The sequence below is a fragment of the Neorhodopirellula pilleata genome, from assembly GCF_007859915.1.
Lineage (GTDB): Bacteria > Planctomycetota > Planctomycetia > Pirellulales > Pirellulaceae > Rhodopirellula > Rhodopirellula pilleata.
The window spans coordinates 1,514,456-1,531,276 of the sequence record NZ_SJPM01000001.1 but is presented as its reverse complement, the minus strand read 5'-3'; the positions used below and the strand labels follow the sequence as shown (position 1 = coordinate 1,531,276).

The 16,821-nt window shown below is 55.8% G+C and carries 14 protein-coding genes; 9 read left to right on the top strand and 5 right to left on the bottom strand.

All coding sequences use genetic code 11. The annotated features are described in order from the left end of the window. The first annotated feature begins 82 nt into the window (after positions 1-82). The 5 genes from Pla100_RS04980 (at position 83) to Pla100_RS04960 (ending at position 5,222) form a co-directional block, all read left to right on the top strand. Complete coding sequence (locus Pla100_RS04980) at positions 83-634, top strand: sigma-70 family RNA polymerase sigma factor (protein WP_197167696.1); 552 nt, start codon at positions 83-85, stop codon at positions 632-634. 27 nt (positions 635-661) lie between these two features. After that, positions 662-2,128 carry a DNRLRE domain-containing protein gene (locus Pla100_RS04975; RefSeq protein ID WP_146576471.1) on the top strand — a complete coding sequence of 489 codons (1,467 nt, stop codon included), beginning with the start codon at positions 662-664 and terminating at the stop codon, positions 2,126-2,128. A gap of 164 nt (positions 2,129-2,292) precedes the next feature. Beyond that, a complete protein-coding gene (gene tsaD / locus Pla100_RS04970; protein WP_146576470.1) occupies positions 2,293-3,378 on the top strand; it encodes a tRNA (adenosine(37)-N6)-threonylcarbamoyltransferase complex transferase subunit TsaD in 1,086 nt (361 codons plus the stop codon). Positions 3,379-3,489: 111 nt separating this feature from the next. Next, positions 3,490-4,347 carry an EF-hand domain-containing protein gene (locus Pla100_RS04965; RefSeq protein WP_146576469.1) on the top strand — a complete coding sequence of 286 codons (858 nt, stop codon included), beginning with the start codon at positions 3,490-3,492 and terminating at the stop codon, positions 4,345-4,347. Beyond that, positions 4,347-5,222 (top strand): MBL fold metallo-hydrolase, encoded by an 876-nt coding sequence (locus Pla100_RS04960; RefSeq protein WP_146576468.1) that lies wholly within the window; start codon positions 4,347-4,349, stop codon positions 5,220-5,222. The genes Pla100_RS04965 and Pla100_RS04960 overlap by 1 nt, the downstream gene beginning before the upstream one ends. Positions 5,223-5,645: 423 nt before the next feature. Here Pla100_RS04960 and Pla100_RS04955 read toward each other — a convergent pair whose 3' ends face one another. From Pla100_RS04955 to Pla100_RS04940, 4 genes are all read right to left on the bottom strand, one after another. Continuing rightward, positions 5,646-6,071: a globin family protein gene (locus Pla100_RS04955; RefSeq protein WP_146576467.1), complete on the bottom strand. Its 426-nt coding sequence runs from the start codon at positions 6,069-6,071 to the stop codon at positions 5,646-5,648. Between the two features lie 225 nt (positions 6,072-6,296). Beyond that, positions 6,297-6,911, bottom strand: a complete 615-nt coding sequence (locus Pla100_RS04950) for a Tll0287-like domain-containing protein (protein ID WP_146576466.1) — start codon at positions 6,909-6,911, stop codon at positions 6,297-6,299. Positions 6,912-6,952: 41 nt separating this feature from the next. Beyond that, complete coding sequence (locus Pla100_RS04945; RefSeq protein WP_146576465.1) at positions 6,953-8,386, bottom strand: cytochrome c3 family protein; 1,434 nt, start codon at positions 8,384-8,386, stop codon at positions 6,953-6,955. Between the two features lie 4 nt (positions 8,387-8,390). After that, the gene (locus tag Pla100_RS04940; RefSeq protein ID WP_146576464.1) at positions 8,391-10,436 is read right to left on the bottom strand and encodes an FAD-dependent oxidoreductase; all 2,046 of its coding nucleotides are present in this window, start codon (positions 10,434-10,436) and stop codon (positions 8,391-8,393) included. 396 nt (positions 10,437-10,832) lie between these two features. Between Pla100_RS04940 and Pla100_RS04935 the strand changes: the two genes are divergently transcribed. From Pla100_RS04935 to Pla100_RS04920, 4 genes are read left to right on the top strand one after another with little or no spacing between them, the layout of a single operon-like run. Beyond that, positions 10,833-11,435 carry a hypothetical protein gene (locus Pla100_RS04935; RefSeq protein WP_146576463.1) on the top strand — a complete coding sequence of 201 codons (603 nt, stop codon included), beginning with the start codon at positions 10,833-10,835 and terminating at the stop codon, positions 11,433-11,435. Positions 11,436-11,446: 11 nt separating this feature from the next. Further along, positions 11,447-13,453 carry an ATP-binding protein gene (locus Pla100_RS04930; protein ID WP_146576462.1) on the top strand — a complete coding sequence of 669 codons (2,007 nt, stop codon included), beginning with the start codon at positions 11,447-11,449 and terminating at the stop codon, positions 13,451-13,453. A gap of 47 nt (positions 13,454-13,500) precedes the next feature. Continuing rightward, the gene (locus Pla100_RS04925) at positions 13,501-13,875 is read left to right on the top strand and encodes a response regulator (protein WP_146576461.1); all 375 of its coding nucleotides are present in this window, start codon (positions 13,501-13,503) and stop codon (positions 13,873-13,875) included. A 53-nt stretch (positions 13,876-13,928) separates the two neighbouring features. Beyond that, complete coding sequence (locus Pla100_RS04920; protein ID WP_146576460.1) at positions 13,929-15,020, top strand: methyl-accepting chemotaxis protein; 1,092 nt, start codon at positions 13,929-13,931, stop codon at positions 15,018-15,020. 18 nt (positions 15,021-15,038) lie between these two features. Here the strand turns inward: Pla100_RS04920 and Pla100_RS04915 are convergent, their stop codons facing one another. Continuing rightward, a complete protein-coding gene (locus tag Pla100_RS04915) occupies positions 15,039-16,601 on the bottom strand; it encodes a DUF1598 domain-containing protein (RefSeq protein ID WP_146576459.1) in 1,563 nt (520 codons plus the stop codon). Between the last annotated feature and the right edge of the window lie 220 nt (positions 16,602-16,821).

Here is a 16,821-nt window from a genome sequence, read left to right as displayed (position 1 = left end):
CAAAAATCCTCTGATGTCCGTCCAAAAAACAGCGCCGTTGCTCTATTGAATCGGCGGAAACACAGGTTCAATGGGGCAAGCGGTGCTTAAGAAACTAGGAAACTCGGCGGCTGATCGAGAGCGACTCGATGAGTTCTTGCGTTTGTTCGCGAAACACCAACGGACGATCACGTTGTATCTGACAAGCTTGTTGCCGACCCAACAGGACGTGGATGATGTGTTCCAGGAGACCAGTCTGGTGCTTTGGCGTGAGTTTCCGAAGTTCGAGATCGGAACGAATTATGGGGCTTGGGCGTGCACGATCGCGTTCAATCAAGTGCGAGCTTGGCGGTCACGTCAAAAACGCGAGAATTTGGTCTTCAGTGATGCTTTCTTGGATGCCGTTTCTGATGAATTGGTCCAAAACACGTCTTATTTCGAAAAGCGTTTGCGGGCCCTCGATGGCTGTATTGAACTTTTGCCCGAACACCATCGAGAGCTCGTTCATCACCGTTATGAGTCGGGTGCCTCGGTGGAGGTGATCGCTTCGCAGGCGAATCGATCACCGGTTGCTGTTTGTCGAATGCTCAGTCGAGTGCGACAGACACTTCATGATTGTGTGACGAAACGAATTGCCGACGAATCGACGACCTAGCGAAGAGTGAAAGGTGCTTCAACGCAAATGAACGAACAAGAGAGTTGGGCTCGCTACCGCGAGCTTCGGGACAAGGTTCTTGATCAGCGGGCCGATGACGCCGAGGTTGCTGAGCTCGAACGATGGATTCTTGCCGATGACACGATCAAACGCGACTACGTCGAGTATATGCATCAAGAGTCTGCGCTCAATTTGCAAGCGGACCGAGTGCCAGGGCGAGTGCATACGTCGTTCTTCTTGGAGTCCGACTCGCGCATGAGCCGTGCGCCGCAGAGGCTGCGTTCCCGTTGGTACTATCCAGTCCTCGCAGCTAGTTTCCTACTCGCCTTCGCCACGGCATTCACCCTTTATCTTCAACGGGCTGGACACTTCGTGGCAACCATGGGGTTGACGGAAAACTGCCACTGGGGTGCGTCGGACATGCCCACCATGGAAGGTGCCTCGCTCACACGCGGCCAATTGACGCTCGTTTCGGGGATCGCCGTTTTGAAATTTCCACTGGTCGATGTGACTCTCGAAGGACCAGCCAGTGTGGACTTAGTCAGCTCCGAACGATGCTTGGTGCGATTGGGACGAGTGTTTGCGAAAGTCCATCCCGGTGGAGAAGGATTCGTGATTGAAACGCCGACCGCGACATTAACAGACCGAGGAACCGTGTTCGGCGTGAATGTGACTTCTGAAGGCACATCTGACATTAACGTCATTGAAGGGCTAGTGGATGCGAAACATCTAGCGACCGGCAAGATGGTTGCTGTGACGACGCAGTCGCCGCTTCGCATGTCGCGTTCAACGATCGAGTCGATGGATCACTTTGCCGATGCGACACCTTTCGAATCGGAAACCATTGCGAAGTCAGATTCTCTTCGCTTGATGCAGATTTCCACCGCAGTCGGAAACGGACGCGATGCGTATGTGATCGCCGGAAAAGAAAGGCCGAATACGGGCAACGTTGGTGTGATCCTAGTGAAGGAATCACTCGTCCAAGAGGGCGTTTGGCGACGGCGAGCTTACCTGCATTTTGACTTGTCGTTGTTGCCGCCCGGCAGCAACATTCGAACGGCGAAACTTCAGCTGCAAGGTGCGGCCTCAGGCATCGGTTACTTGGCGATGACGCCGACGACGACCGTTGCGGTGTACGGGCTCACCGACGAGTCCGCTGAGATTTGGGATGAGGATACAATTGATTGGAACGAGAGCCCCGGATTGTTTGCCGATCATAGTCAGCTCGACCCCGCCAAAACACGTTTGCTGGGAAAGTTTGATATCTCCAGCTCGGCGGTAACCGATACGTTTGAAATCAAAGGCGAAACGCTATTGAACTTCTTACTCGACGACACTAACGGCGGAGTGACCTTGGTCATCGTTTCGGAGACCATCGGCGAGGGCGAGAGCTATGTTCACGGGTTTGCCAGTAAACGGCATCCGACGTTAGCACCTCCGGTTTTGCGTCTAGGCGTGTCCGTTGACGCCCCATTGCTAATCCCGCCAAGGTAAGGAATCCTGAGACGCGAGTTCCACGCCGGTGCTGCCTATCAGTAGGAGCCTGTCCGAAAAGGGGTCTGACCCTTTAGTGGCGAGTCGATATTGGATGCTTTTTTGTATTGCCGGAGAGGGTCAGACCCCTTCTCGGATAGGTCTTAGAATCTCTTGCCCTGGTTATGTCTGAAAGTATTGTTTCATCGCCTCGGTCGCGTTCCTTCGCCACGGACCCCGATCGCGTATTGCTGGCCATCGAATCAACCTGTGACGAGACGGCGGCAGCGGTCGTCACTCGTGATGGTCGGGTTCTAGGAGAGTGCATCGCCACGCAAGAAAAACTTCACGAACAGTTTGGCGGTGTAGTGCCCGAGATCGCCGCGAGAGCGCACCTGCAGCGAATCCTGCCGGTGATCCAAACGGCAATGCAACAGGCAGACGTCCAGGGGCACGACCTGCAAGCGATCGCGGTCGCTGATCGACCCGGACTCGCCGGGTCTTTGCTCGTCGGAGTCGTCGCGGCGAAATCATTGGCGATGGCGTGGGATCGACCTCTCGTCGCGATCAACCATCTGCACGCGCATCTTTACGCTTGTCAATTGAGCCAGCCCGGCGACGAAAGCGTCTATCCGGCGATCGGGCTGATCGTCAGCGGCGGTCATACCACGTTGTATCGATGCGATAGTCCGATCGACTTGGTTTACTTGGGCGGGACGATCGATGACGCCGCAGGCGAAGCGTTCGATAAGGTGGCCGCGATGTTATCGCTCGGGTTTCCCGGCGGCGTTGAAGTGTCTCGATGGGCAGTCAAGGGTGATCCGACCGCATATGACTTCCCGCGAGGCAAACGCAACGACGGAACGTTCGACTTTAGTTTCAGTGGTTTGAAAACGGCGGTCCGTTACGCGATCGTCGGCCCAGGTCGTCAAGACTTCTCGAGCATCGAAATCAGCGATCAAGTCAAAGCCGACATTTGCGCCTCCTTCGAAGCCGCCGTGGTCGACGTGTTGGTCCGCAAGAGTCGACGCGCGGTCAAGCAAAACCGTGTCAGACGGTTGCTCGTCGGAGGCGGCGTGGCCGCCAACGGATGCTTGCGGCGCGAACTCGCCAAGGCCGCCGACGAGGATGGTTTCGAGCTGGTGATCGCACCGCCGGAACTGTGCACCGACAACGCCGTGATGGGCGCGATCGCGTGGAAACAGATCGAACGCGGGCAGTTCGCGTCCTTGGAGCTGGACATCACGCCAGGACTGCAACGCGGATTCTAAGCGTTTTCGCGAAACTTTGATGATAGCGGATGGTTGATCTGGGTAGACGTTGGGATTCCCAGCGACTGCCCCCTTCTCCGGTTTGACCCTTTTCAACCACAAGGTTTCCCCATGTTACGATCGAAGATTCAGTTACGATCCAAGATTCTGGCTAGCCTCGCCGCAGCCGGCTTGGTGTGTTTCACAAGCTCTCTCGTCCAAGCCGATCCGCCCGAAGGACGCGACCGTGACGGCCGTGGGACCGAACGTCGAGAGGGAGACGGCCGTGGTCCTGAGTTTCGTGGTCGCGAAGGTCGTGGCCCCGAGGGCGATCGCCCCGAAGGTGATCGCCCAGATCGACGTGGCCCAGGCGGCCCGCCTCCTGGCGGACCCGGCGGACCTCGCCCCGGCGGTGGACCCGGTGGTATGGACCCAGGCCGGATGATGCAAATGCTGCCCGTTTTAAAAGCCCTCGACGCGGACGGCGACGGCGAGCTTTCCCACGACGAGATTTCCAATGCAACGGCCGCGCTGCGCAAGCTCGACAAGAACGACGACGGTCGATTAGACCACGCCGAAATGCGACCCGACTTTGCCGGAATGCGTCCGGGCATGGGCCCGATGGGAGATGGACCTCGCGGAGACGGTCCTCGCGATGGAAATCGCGGCCCCGGCGACCGTGGCCCCGGCGACCGTGGCCCTGGGGATCGTGGCCCTAGCGACCGTGGACCCGGCGATCGGGAACGCGGCGAAGGCAATCCGATGATCGAACGATTGATGCAAATGGACAAAGACGGCAACGGAGAACTGTCCAAGGATGAACTTGCCGATATCCCCGAACGAGCCCAAATGATGATCGAGCGAATCGATCGAGACAAAGACGGCGTCCTCTCCAAAGAGGAACTCAAACAAATCGGCGAGGGACGGCCGGGGCAAGGGCGTCCCGAAGGCGGACGTCCCGGCGGAAGGGAACGTCGCCCGCAGGAGTGATGACAAGCTTCCACGCCACCGCTACACTCGGTGGCATGGAAGTCATCTCTTTGCAATCAGGAAGCAGTGGTAATTGCGTGTTTGTTCGCATCGGACAAACACGCTTACTCTTTGACGCCGGCATCAGCGGCCGCAAAGCACAAACCCGCCTGGCCCTTCATGGCCACGATATTCATGACGTCGACGCGTTGATTGTTTCGCACGATCACAGCGACCATGTTTCCGGACTGGGACCGATTCATCGACGATTCGGTTTGCCGGTTTACATGACACCGGCGACGCAACGGGTTGTTGAAAAGAAACGCAACACCGGCCGACTCCGCGACGTACGGAACTTTCGCTCCGGTGAAGAACTGACGTTCGGCGACGTGAATGTTTACACCATTGCGACCCCGCACGATGCCGTCGATGGGGTATGTTTCGTCGTCGAAGACCTCGTCGAGGGAACGCGTTTCGGGCTGATGACCGATCTGGGACATCACTTCGATGATTTGAACCCGTGGATCGGCGAACTCGATGCGTTGATGATCGAAAGCAATTACGACGACGCCATGTTGAGAAACGGATTCTATCCGGATCATCTGAAGGAACGCATCGCCGGTCGAGGCGGCCACATTTCCAACGACGAGGCGGCGATGTTGGTCCGAGATCACGCCGGGGCAAATTTACAGTGGGTGTGCTTGGCTCACCTTTCGGATGAGAACAACACACCCGAGATTGCGATGCGAACGTGTCGACGCTACGTCAGCGAAGGTTTGCAGTTGTTCTGCGCGGATCGTTGCGACGTGATCGATCCGATGTTCATCAGCCCCAGGATTTCAGATCCGCAACGAAGTCATGCGGCCATGCCAGCACGTCAAGTTTCGCTTTTCTGAAAACTGTGTCGAGCCAGCTGCCGATTGGTCAAGACTAAACGGCAGTTGATTGAATCGTAACCCGAAGCGTCAGCCAGGGATTGAACGCTATTAATTCTCTTTTAATTATCCCTCGCTCACGCATTTTGAAGTTGCGTTTTTTTCGTAACTCGATGCGTAAGTTTTGAAGTTGCGCTTTTTTCGTAACCCGAAGCGTGAGCGAGGGATAATTGATATTGACTCATCCCTCGCTTACGCTTCGGGTTACGAAAAACCAATGCCACAGGCAAAATCGCAACTTCCAAACTCACGCATCGGGTTTCGATGAAAACTAAATCAACAGCCCGTTGGCCTCGGTTCACGTTCGGCGAACCGCCGCTAACGCGGGTTCTTCTCCGAAAGTCTTGGCGACTTTCGCTACGCCCGAGCCTTCAAGCCGAAATGCTAAGATACCGCCGGCTCACTTTCGTGGGCTGCGTCGAGCATGACCGTGCTCAAGGTCACGTAAGTTTGGGTCCATGCCTCTTTGACATCCTCGGTGAATGCTTCACCGAGCCCTTTATCGAGCGTCCACAGCAAGGCTTCCCCGACCGTTTGGTAACTTTCGTCGGGAACGCCGTACTGCACATGCCGCCGGCCTAGATCTTGAACGGCAGGAACGATGGCGTCGAGCTTGGTCAACGAAGTGACCGCTAGATTCAGCATCGCCATTAATTTCTTTCCTTGTTCCTTCATGTCTCCTTTGAAGAGCGGCTTGAGCGAAGGATCCAGTTCGAACAGACGACCATAAAACAGCTCGGCGGCTTGTTCAGAGATGGGTTTGACTTGTTCCCATGAAGATTGGACGAGCGTAACTTGTTCCGGAGTCATGACATTCTGCTTTCGTATAAGAGTTGGAATCGTTTCAAATTCGACTTTAAGTTTAGGCCGAAGCTCTTGGCGAGTTTCGCTACCCAAAGATTGGATCTTGATAAAGCATTCCTCAATTATCGCAGCTCGATTTTGGGTAGTGGATCTTGTTAAAGATCCATAAGATACAGGATCTTTAACAAGATCCTCTACGATCGATCCAAGAGCGAAGCTGCGACGGAAGGACTACGGCATCGGGATCCGCACCAACACGCCGCCCATGACGTCGTCTTTGCCAAACTCCGGATAACTTTCGCCACGATTGGGATGGTCGTTGTGGCACGTCCAGCACGCCTCGGCGACGGCGCGATCGGGATAGACGGCGACGAAGTAGTTCTTTCCGCCCAAAGCTTCCTCGCCGTAGAAGTTCTCGCCCGGATTCGCCGCGATGTATTTCAGTGCCTTTTCCTCGAACTCACTCTTGGCGGTATGTTGTTCGTTGAGCGGCCATTCGCTACGTAGAGAGTAGGTGAATCCGGCTTGTGGATTCTCGTCGACCAGTTCAGCACCCATGCGGAACATTTGTGCGGGCAGTGGAATCGTGTGTTCGGTATCCTGCCAATATTCATCAGCGGTAACCGGCGCGTCTTGTTTCTTGAGGTTCGTGACTACGTGCGTCGCGTAAACGGTACGGTCGGCCATCATCACCGCATGCACGCCATCGGCGAACTGTTGAGGCGTGATCCCACCGATCGGCGTCGAACTTGCTTCGGATTGGTTGCAACCGGTCATCGAACCGATCGTGGGAACGCAAACGATTCCGATAAGGATCTCCGCGAGAACGGTACGTGTGAAATTCATTTTCATCTCGGATCACTTTCAAAGGGTTAGAAACTCAAACATCAGGGTGAACGCTTTTGGCGGGCTCGCCGCTTGGCCTCTTGTTGCTCGAACCACTCGTGGGCCATCTCGACCGACTTGGTTCGCTGCGTGGGTGGGTTGCCGTAGCACTGCGTTTTGCCCTGCGGATCGGCTAAAGCACTGAGCGAGTACTCCAGGCTGTGGCAGTTCAAACAAACTTCACGAGCCATCGTTTCGTTGGGTCGCAGGCTCGCGTTTTGGTCGTGGTTCACAAAAACACCCTCACCACTTTCCAGGCGTGGCAGGTGGCAGGTCGCACACGATACGCCCGAATTGACTTCACCAGACCCGTCGAGCTCGGCAGCCCAGAGTGCAGCATGGGCGGTATCGGCATACGCGAGCGAATGGTCATCGGCGTGGCAGTTCAAGCATGCTTCTGCGGCGGCGTATTTCGTATCAAACCGATGTCCGGCATGACACGCATTGCAAGTCAACTCCGCGTGCGCGGCACCACCGTGAACGGCGTCTTGGCCGCCGGAACTGGTATGCATCGGCAAACGAGCCATCGCCGTGTTCATCGGTGACATACCCGCTCCCAATCGCATCCCGTGCTTGCCGGTGACAAACGTGTCGACTTGTTTGGCATGGCATTCCTGGCACGTTTCCATGGCGACGTGATCGTTCCATGGTGTTGCCGTTGGTGTTTTTGATTCCGATCCGCCGTGGCACATCGAACAGTTCACGCCCGCAGCGGCGTGCGCGGTTTCTTGCCAGTCTTGCAGCAGTTCGGGAGTCGTCTCGACCGGTTCTGGTGCATCGGATTGTTCCAGCGACAAGGCAACCATCTCCCAATCACTCCGCGAGAGGGTCTCTCGTGTTTGCCGATGCGGTACTCGCCCACCCTCGATGTGATCGGAGGCTCCGTGATGGTCGGCAAGAAACTTTTCGTATAACGCGCGGTTGTCGTGATAGTTGTGGCAGCCTGCCGTCGCACACGTGTCGTGAGTCATCCCGACATGACTCGGCCTGCTCTCGCCGATGTCTTGATGGCAATGCCAGCAATAATCCGAGGGCAATGTCAGTCCCATATTCAAGGTTTGATCGGGGACGTGTTCGCGATGGCACGTCAAGCAATCTTGGGCATTGATAATGTTCAACAAGTCGGCATGAACCGGATCTCGAAATTTTTTGGAGGGGTGGGTGTCGTTGGCGAGTTCGAGTTGCTCACCATGGCAGGAAATGCATGCGTCCTGCATCACGTCCGACGCCGAGGGCTCACTTGAGTTTCCACTGGGATCGTGACAGGCATCGCAATCGAGTTCGATTTGATAGTGCCCATGGGTGGTCTCGCCGGGCAGCCATGCACGCTTGAGACTTTCCGACGGAAGGTTTGACGCCGGTGCGATCAATCCGATCGTGAACGTGGCCAAGACCGCTACGTTGACGACCGCCCATGCGATCCATTTCGTTCGCATACGCTCAGTCTCCAAACCAATAGAAACTGATTACGTGCAATACGACCAGCGCGGGTAGCGGCCAAGTCACCCAAAGGTGAATTTGAGTCAAGCGGGGCCGCCACTTGCGCAACCACATCGCCGCTTGTCCGGTGGTGCGACTTTCGCAGCTACTGGCGATTCCCGCGACGCCGCCAAGTACCCCGGCGGCGATGAAACAAACGCCCAGGACGAAGTTCAAATTCGATCCCAGCTTCAGCCCGGTGTGGACCGCCAATCCGATCAGGACGGCGGTACCCAAGATCCCATGAATGGCGCGCCATGTCCCATAACTTCCCCATTGAAACCATGCCATTCGTTTCCGAAGCGAGAATATCAGCCCGACCAACGTCAGACCCAGCAGACTGAATCCGGTAATCTGGCGTGCTAGATCGTCACGCCACAGGACGTCTACCGACCGCCACGAAGACTGCACACTCGACGCCAGTTCCAACGACGGCATGAGCATCCAAACCCAACCCATCGCGACGGCGATCAACGAAGCAACCAACATCGTGGTCGCACCGGGGACCCGGGTGTCACTCGATGGGGCACCGGCCAACTCACTCACCAACGGGCGACAACTACCGCAAGCGGACGCCGCACCGCAACGTTGGGAGATCGTGGGGATATCGCAGATGCCTTGGTCGATCAGCGAGACGATCGTCGATTTGTTGACCGATAAGCATGAACAAATCACGGAGTCGGCGGGCCATTGCGCGACCGGCAAGGCTCCCTCGGATGTCCAAGGTGAACCGGTTTGCAAGAAACGTTTTCGTTGCCAAGGCCAAAGACGAGATCGCTCGTGGATCGCGTGCCGGATCATGGGCAGGTCTTCCCAAGGGCCGATGCACGAAGCACCGACGATTCGTCCACGCTCGATCAACAGTTTCCGATAACCTGATTCGTCTTCGTATTTCAACACGATGCCGTCGGTAGACTCGCCGATCGTTCGCCCCAATGTGGCAACGTCGACGCCCATCAGCTTCAACTCAGCGGACTCGTCGGCACCCTGGAATCGGAGTTCCTCTCCGCTCAGGCGGGCTGCGAGAACATCGGCCATGCGATAACAGGGAGCCACCAAACCGTAAACGTGATCTCGATAAGACGTGCATTCTCCGATCGCATAGATTTTGGGATCGCTCGTTCTTAGTGTTTCGTCAACCACGATTCCGCCACGTGGGCCGACTGCCAATCCTGCCGAACGGGCGATCGAATCGTTCGGCCGAACCCCGGCGGCGATGATCATCACATCGACTTCGAGGGGGTCCGCGTTAGCGAACTGAATGCTGAGTCGGCCATCTTCGATCGGCTCAATGCTTTCGGTTCGCCGAACCAAATGCACCGCCACGCCGAGAGATTCGACGTGAGACTTCAAACGCTTGGCCGCCTCCGAATCGAGCTGCCGTGGCATCAAACCGGGGGCCATCTCGATCACGCTGACCTTGAGTCCAAGGTCCACCAATACCTTCGCCGCTTCCAACCCCAGCAAACCGCCACCCATCACGGTGCCCGCCTTCGCCCCGACGCGTTCGCAGTATGCAGCGATCGACGTCAAGTCACTGAGCGTGCGGTAAACGAAAACACCCGGTGATCGCGAACCCGCGATCGGGGGGACGAATGCGTGTGAACCGGTCGCCAAGACGAGTTGATCATAAGCGTGAGCATGCTCGTGCTCATCAAAGATCAATTGTTGCGTCGGATTGATCCTCTCGATTCGGCAGCCCGTGCGAAAATCGATCCGATGTTGTGTGTACCAATCCGAAGTCGCCAACGAGAGTTCCTCGGCGGATCGACCTGAGAAGAACTTCGAAAGATTGACCCGATCGTAGGCCAATTGAGGCTCTTCGCCAAAGATGGTGACGTCAAAATCCACGATCGATCCACGACGGCTCAGGCGGTCACAAAGACCGAAGGCCGCCATCCCACCACCGACAATTATCAAGCGGCTGCGCCGGGTAGCGGCAATGGGTGGCAACGATGCAACCGAAGCTGAAGCCGTTGGATGAGCAGATGGCGGAGCGATAGACATTCAGCAATGGGTGCCTGGAAACGTGACTCCAAAATCGCCGCCAACGATCTTGGAATTGAGTCGTTCAGTCGTTTGTTGCGAGGCAACAGTGCCCAATCTTTAGGCAACTCGAACCGCTTCCATGCGGCCAGCACCGATATGCATTTAGCGTGCCGTTGCCAAAAAGCATGCCCGATGCCTGTGTTTTGTTCAGATTACGCCCCTGCGCCACCGGAGAAAGCGGATCGATCGGTTCAGTCGTCTTGTTTTGCCCCGATCGCATCGTTTTTCCTGACAATTTTGATTGGCAAATGTTTAGGGGTTGCTGTTTGTCAGCCATTTTCTTTTAGAGCTCGGGGGGCACGCGATGCCGCTTGGACTCTCGGGCAATCGATTTCTTTCACGGGGCAATGGCAAATGGACAGGTTCGCTGTCACGTCCATCTTTCAACGAGTGTTCTTCTCGACCTGGGTCGCCGGCTTATTGTTGGTTTGCGCCAGTTTGATGGTGGGGCACTGGGTGACGCTGCCGCATCCTCGAGCGGGCGAGATTGTGCCCCGCACGGTCGGTTGGGCAACGCCGTCGGACAGCGAAAAACAAGTGTTCGCGTTTCATTTTCTTTATGGCGATTGTCCTTGCTCCCGTCGCGTCCTAAAGCATGTCCTGAGCCGCCAACCAATCCCCGGAGCTATCGAACGGATCGTCTTGATCGGCCAAGACCAACAAGGGCAAGCGGACGCCATCGGACTCGGTTTTGAAGTCGATGTCGTTACCCCAGCGCAACTTAAAGAGTTATATGGTGTCGAATCGGCACCGTTGTTAGTCGTCAGTGACGGATCAGGAACCATCCGCTACTCCGGAGGATACACGTCTCGCAAGCAGGGACTTGATATCCAAGATCAAACCATCATTCAAAAAACAATTGCCGATCAAGACGTCGAGGGCCTACCGCTCTACGGATGCGCCGTTTCGAAGAGCTTGCGCGCCATTGTTGACCCGTTGAATTTAAAGGAATTCTAAGGCCAAAACCTATGCTTAACGCACTCAAAAGCTATCTGTTGCTTCCCAACGAAGTGACCGAATTCGAAGACCAATATTTGGCGAGAATGAACCGGATTGCAATGGGGTTCTTTGCTCTCCACCTGCCGATTTTCACGCTCATCGCCTACTTCAACGACACCGGTGTTTGGACCGCGTTGGTACTCACTTCGGCCGTGCTGGCCGGGCCTTTGGTGGCGATCAGCACCTGGAAGAACAAGCGTTCGATCTCGTCGATCATGGGAGTCGCGGCCATGTTCATGGGTGGCCTGTTGGTGCACTTCGGCCAGGGGCCCGTCCAGATCGAGATGCACTTTTACTTTTTCGTGTTGATCGCGCTGCTGGCGGTGTTCGCTAACCCGATGGTAGTCGTTGCAGCGGCCGTCACTGCTGCGGCGCACCACACGCTGCTATGGCTGGCATTGCCGGCGAGCGTTTTTAATTATGACGCTCCTATTTGGGTCGTCGGGGTTCATGCCGCATTCGTGGTTCTAGAATCGGTCGCCGCGTGCTTCATCGCCCGCAGTTTTTTCGATAACGTCATCGGCTTGGAAAAGAAGGTCGCCCAGCGGACTGCCGAAGTGGAAACTCGCAACCGCGACATGCGTTTGATTCTTGACTCGGTCAAACAGGGATTCTTCACGCTCGATTCGAGCGGCCGGATCAGTGAAGAGCGCTCCGCAGCGGTTGACCATCTGCTTGGTGCGATCGAGCCGGGTTCGATGATCTTCGATGTGATCAGCCGACACGACTTGAAAACTGCCGAATGGATGGACATGGGACTCAGCGAAGTGTTCGACGGCTTCATGCCGATCGAACTGACGATTGATCAACTGCCGTCTCGTTTGAACGCGAACGAACGTTCGCTGTCGATCCAATACAATCCGATCGAGATCGGCGGAAATGTGACTGGCCTAGCGGTCGTTCTGACCGACATCACGGCGGAAGTCGAGAGGGAGAAACTCGAAGCCGAAAGTCGTGAGATGATCGCGGTGATCGATGGTATTCAAGCCGACCGAGAAGGTTTTCTCGACTTCTTTCAAGAAGCCGAGGCGATCGTCGAAGCTCTGCGTACTGAGCCGCGTTCGGATTTGGCCCTGCTTAAACGACGCGTCCATACGCTCAAGGGCAACGCGTCGATCTTCGGCTTACAGCGTGTCGCCGATGCTTGTCACGCAATCGAAGACCACCTTGAGGAATACCATGAAATCCCCGATGGTTCCCTTTGGACAAAGCTATTGGGATGTTGGGCGACCGCGAGAGGGAACTTACGCCGGCTTGTCAACGAAGACAATTGTGAACTGCGTCTTACCGATGAACAGTATCGCAGCCACCTTCTGCAGATTCTCAATGGCCAAACGGCCGAAGCTTTAGCGGTCGACGTGGCAAGTTGGCAATTAGAAGGCACCGAGAAAAGACTGAACCGAATTGCCGAGCAAGCTCGTCGTTTGGCCGAACGTTTGGGCAAAGGTGATCTGGTCGTTCGCATCGAAGGCAATCATTTGCGAACCGAACCGGAACAATGGAGCGGCTTTTGGGCATCGTTCATTCACGTCGTCCGAAATGCGGTGGATCATGGACTCGAAACGCCACAAGAGCGAGAAGCGGCAGGAAAAGAGCTTCCACCTGAACTCAAATTACAAACTCATATTCAAGGTGATCGCTACGTCGTTACGGTGGCCGACAACGGCCGCGGAATTAACTGGGAACGTATCGCCGCGAGCGCGCAGAAGCACGGCATTCCCTGTGAGACGTCTTCCCAACTGATCGACGCTCTTTTCGAAGACGGTGTCAGTAGTGCTGACGAAGTTTCCGAAACCAGCGGTCGCGGGGTCGGCATGGCCGCGTTGAAACAAGAATGCGAGAACCTCGGCGGCACCATCGAAGTGGAAAGCGAAACCAACTCGGGAACTGAATTTCGGTTCTGCTTCCCGCTTTCCCAGATGACACCCCAAACCAATTCGTTGCTGGAGTCTCACGGAATTCCGGTTGTAACCTAAGCTTTGCTAACCAGATTTCACTTTCCTCACACCTAAAGAGTATTTTCATGACTGCTACAGTTTTAATCGTTGACGATTCAGCATCTGTTCGCCAACAAGTTGGAATGGCTTTGAAGCAATCTGGTTTCCAAATCGTCGAAGCGAGCGATGGACAATTAGGTGCCAGTCGCATCGCACAAGGCGGCATCGATTGCGTGATTTGCGATGTCAACATGCCGAATATGAATGGCATCGAGATGGTCCAAAAAGTCAAGAGTGACCCGAAAAATGCCGGACTGCCGATCGTCATGTTAACGACCGAAGGTTCCAAGGAAATGATCGCCCAAGCAAAAGCAGCGGGTGCGAAGGGCTGGATCGTCAAGCCATTCAAGGCCGAATTGTTGATCGCGGCGGTTGAGAAACTGGTTTCCGTACCAGCCTAAGTCCAATTCTTTTTATCTCGAACTACTTCTTCGATTCTATTTCAGAGCAGAACATGGCCACCAACATCATTGCCCACATGAAATCGTCGCCTTCGACGCAGTTGTCTAATTGGCGGCTTCTCGGAACGATTCCACGTCGTTTGACGTTGATGGCACGGATCATGTTCAGCTCGGCGGGAACGCTGAATCGGATCGATGCATTCGTTGATTCGAGGCGGCCGTTTTCCACAACGGATCCGACCGATCCAACCGTGATGGGAAAGCGGATCAGTGAACGAGTCACCAACAGTTTGACGAAAGCACGTCAGACGACCGAACAAGCCGTCGTTTCGGTCGGCAATCATATTTCATCGTTGTTTGATCTCGCCAACGAGAACAACGTCGCCGCAACAGGCTCGCTATGCCGAGTGATCGGCGGAGGCGCGTCCATCAACTGCAGTATCGATACTGACGACAGTATTGCTGAGTTGCTCGAGAACCAAAGACGAAGTATCGACCTATTCGTTCAGAAAACACAGCAGTTCTGCATGCATCACGAACGGATGGCAGCCGATTCATTAGCAAGCTTTGAAGAAATGAAAAAATCGATCGCCAAGATCGAAAAAATTGCCAAAAACAGCCACGTGTTGGCGATCAACGCGCAGATCGAATCTGCGAGGCTCGGTGACAAGGGACAAGCGATGTCCGTTGTCGGTTCCCAAATGGGAACCTTTTCCGACGAGATCCAAACCGTCAATGAAAACATCAAGCAATCCGTGTGTGTGGTCGACAAGGCCATGCAGCAATTCCGTGAGGGCGCCAGCGACATGAAGAACGAACTTGATTCGTTCTCGAGTCAGGTGATGAATGAAGTCGGCAAAGTCGAAACTCGTTCCCGAGAGATATCCGATTCTCTTGCACGAACGCTCGACGAAATCACGTCAAGTAATGAGAAACTGATGACACATTCGCAGATCGCCCTCTCCGAACTACAGTTTCAAGATCCCCTCAGCCAAGATCTCATGCGTACGGCGTATGATATTCAAAAACTGCAGTCGTTGATCGAAACCGGCCTATGCGATGACACGGATCTTGCCGATATCGATCCCGCCGTCGGTCATGACGGTACGCTCGAACGAGAGTCGGGTGAGGTGGAATTATTCTAGACCGTCCGGTCGCTACTCTCATTCGGCGACCGAGTTCCACCACCATCGGTCGTCGGGCCGTTGGTCGGCGAGTTTGGCGACCGACTTGAGTCCCGCGTAGGCGTCGCTTCGCATCGGTATCAGTTCCTGCGGCGTTACTTTCACGCCCCCGCTGGCCAACAAGACTTGATGTAGTTTTCGACCTCGTTTGTAGCGATGAAACACCGCGATGGAATCGACTTCGCGGGGAGGTGTGAGTTTCTTGGCCTGTTGTGCCGCGAAATACATCGCCGCTCGTTGCAAGGTTTCATGATCTCCGGTGTTGGCTTTGCGTTTCCAGAGCTCAGCGATCGCGGTCGATGCATACAGCGATTCCAATGCACCGTAGATGGGATACTGCGAGCGAATCGACATCCAATTTTGGTTGAAGTGATCGACGAAAGCGATCGTTGCGGGATCAACAACGACGTTGCCGCGCTGTCCAGTTTGTAGAGCCAGTTCGTTTTGGCCGCTCAGTTTGATCGGCGTGCCAGCGATCTGGACGACTTGATTGCTTTCCACTTCGGTTTGTCGCAAGTGAAGAGACTTTGATGTGAACCAGAGACGCAGTAAGAGGTCCGACGGCGGCGTGCCGTCTCCGGTCGATGCGATGGTTTGCAAATAGTTGCGGACCCCGACAGGCATGGGTTCGTCGCCCAGTGCGAGACGTTTCATGTGTCGGTCGGCTTCGACCATGACATAAGCGACTTCGTGATCCGCCGCCGTTCCGAAGACGGTGATGGCTTGTCGGCCGAGCGACTTGGCTAATTGATCGGCGGCCGTGACCATCGGAATCTCGCCGGTTACCAAACGTTGCCCGAAAGCAGCCGCGGCCTGCAAGCCCTCGGTGCTCGGGTCGATCGTGCATCCAAACGCCGTGTTCGATCGGGAGGCCGTCAAACCCACCGCGAGCGAAACCAAACTCATCGTTGGCAATCGAGTCTCGACATCGACAATCCATCCCCCGACTTCGTCGAACCCACGGACCTGTCCGGCCAAGATCACGTCATCGGGTGTCACAATCAGCACCTCGACCCGAGTCAAGCCGGCCATGAAGCGTAGCGGATCGTCGGCGGCAATCTCTTTACCACTGATCGCGACGGCGGCCAAACGTTGCATCATTCGGCGGAGCGAAACGCACCGCACCCGCGCGGGTGATCGCCAGTCGTCCGCGTTGGCGTCGGGTTGCCGATCGGCATCGGTGGCGAGCATCCTGGCGATCGTGTCGGCTGGATCGTCGAACGATTCGGGCCGTTCGGTTCGGTCCCGAACCAGTCCTTCGCCATCGACCAACACGCCCGCCGGATAAGGGGCCATCGTGCCGACGCCGCCGAGGGCCTCCCACGTATCCGGTTCAATCGTTTGCTGAATTAAGGTCATCAACGAATCAAAGTCCGCAAGCGATCCACCGCCCGCGCCGCCCGCGTTTTCCGCGGCCCCGCCGGCTGGGACCGGTTGCGATAGCGGCGGAAGCTGGGCCGATGCCGGGCGGGCGAACGCAACGACGAGAAAGGCGACCGACCAAACCCCAACCCGATTGACTGCCGAAATTCGTTTCATCATGCACCGCGATTCGAAAGAGAAGAGATTGCCCGATCGGATCGAGCGACGAGACTCCGCTGAGTCGCTTCAGTCTATCGGATCGGATCGTCGAGTGAAAAGAATTTTCTCTCGCACCAGCACAATGGGTACTTCTCCATCTGCCGCCCGCCTTGGCGCATCGTTTGCAATTCCCCCGCCTTGCAATCGCCCGCAATCGTGGGCACGCGGTGGCTTTTTACTC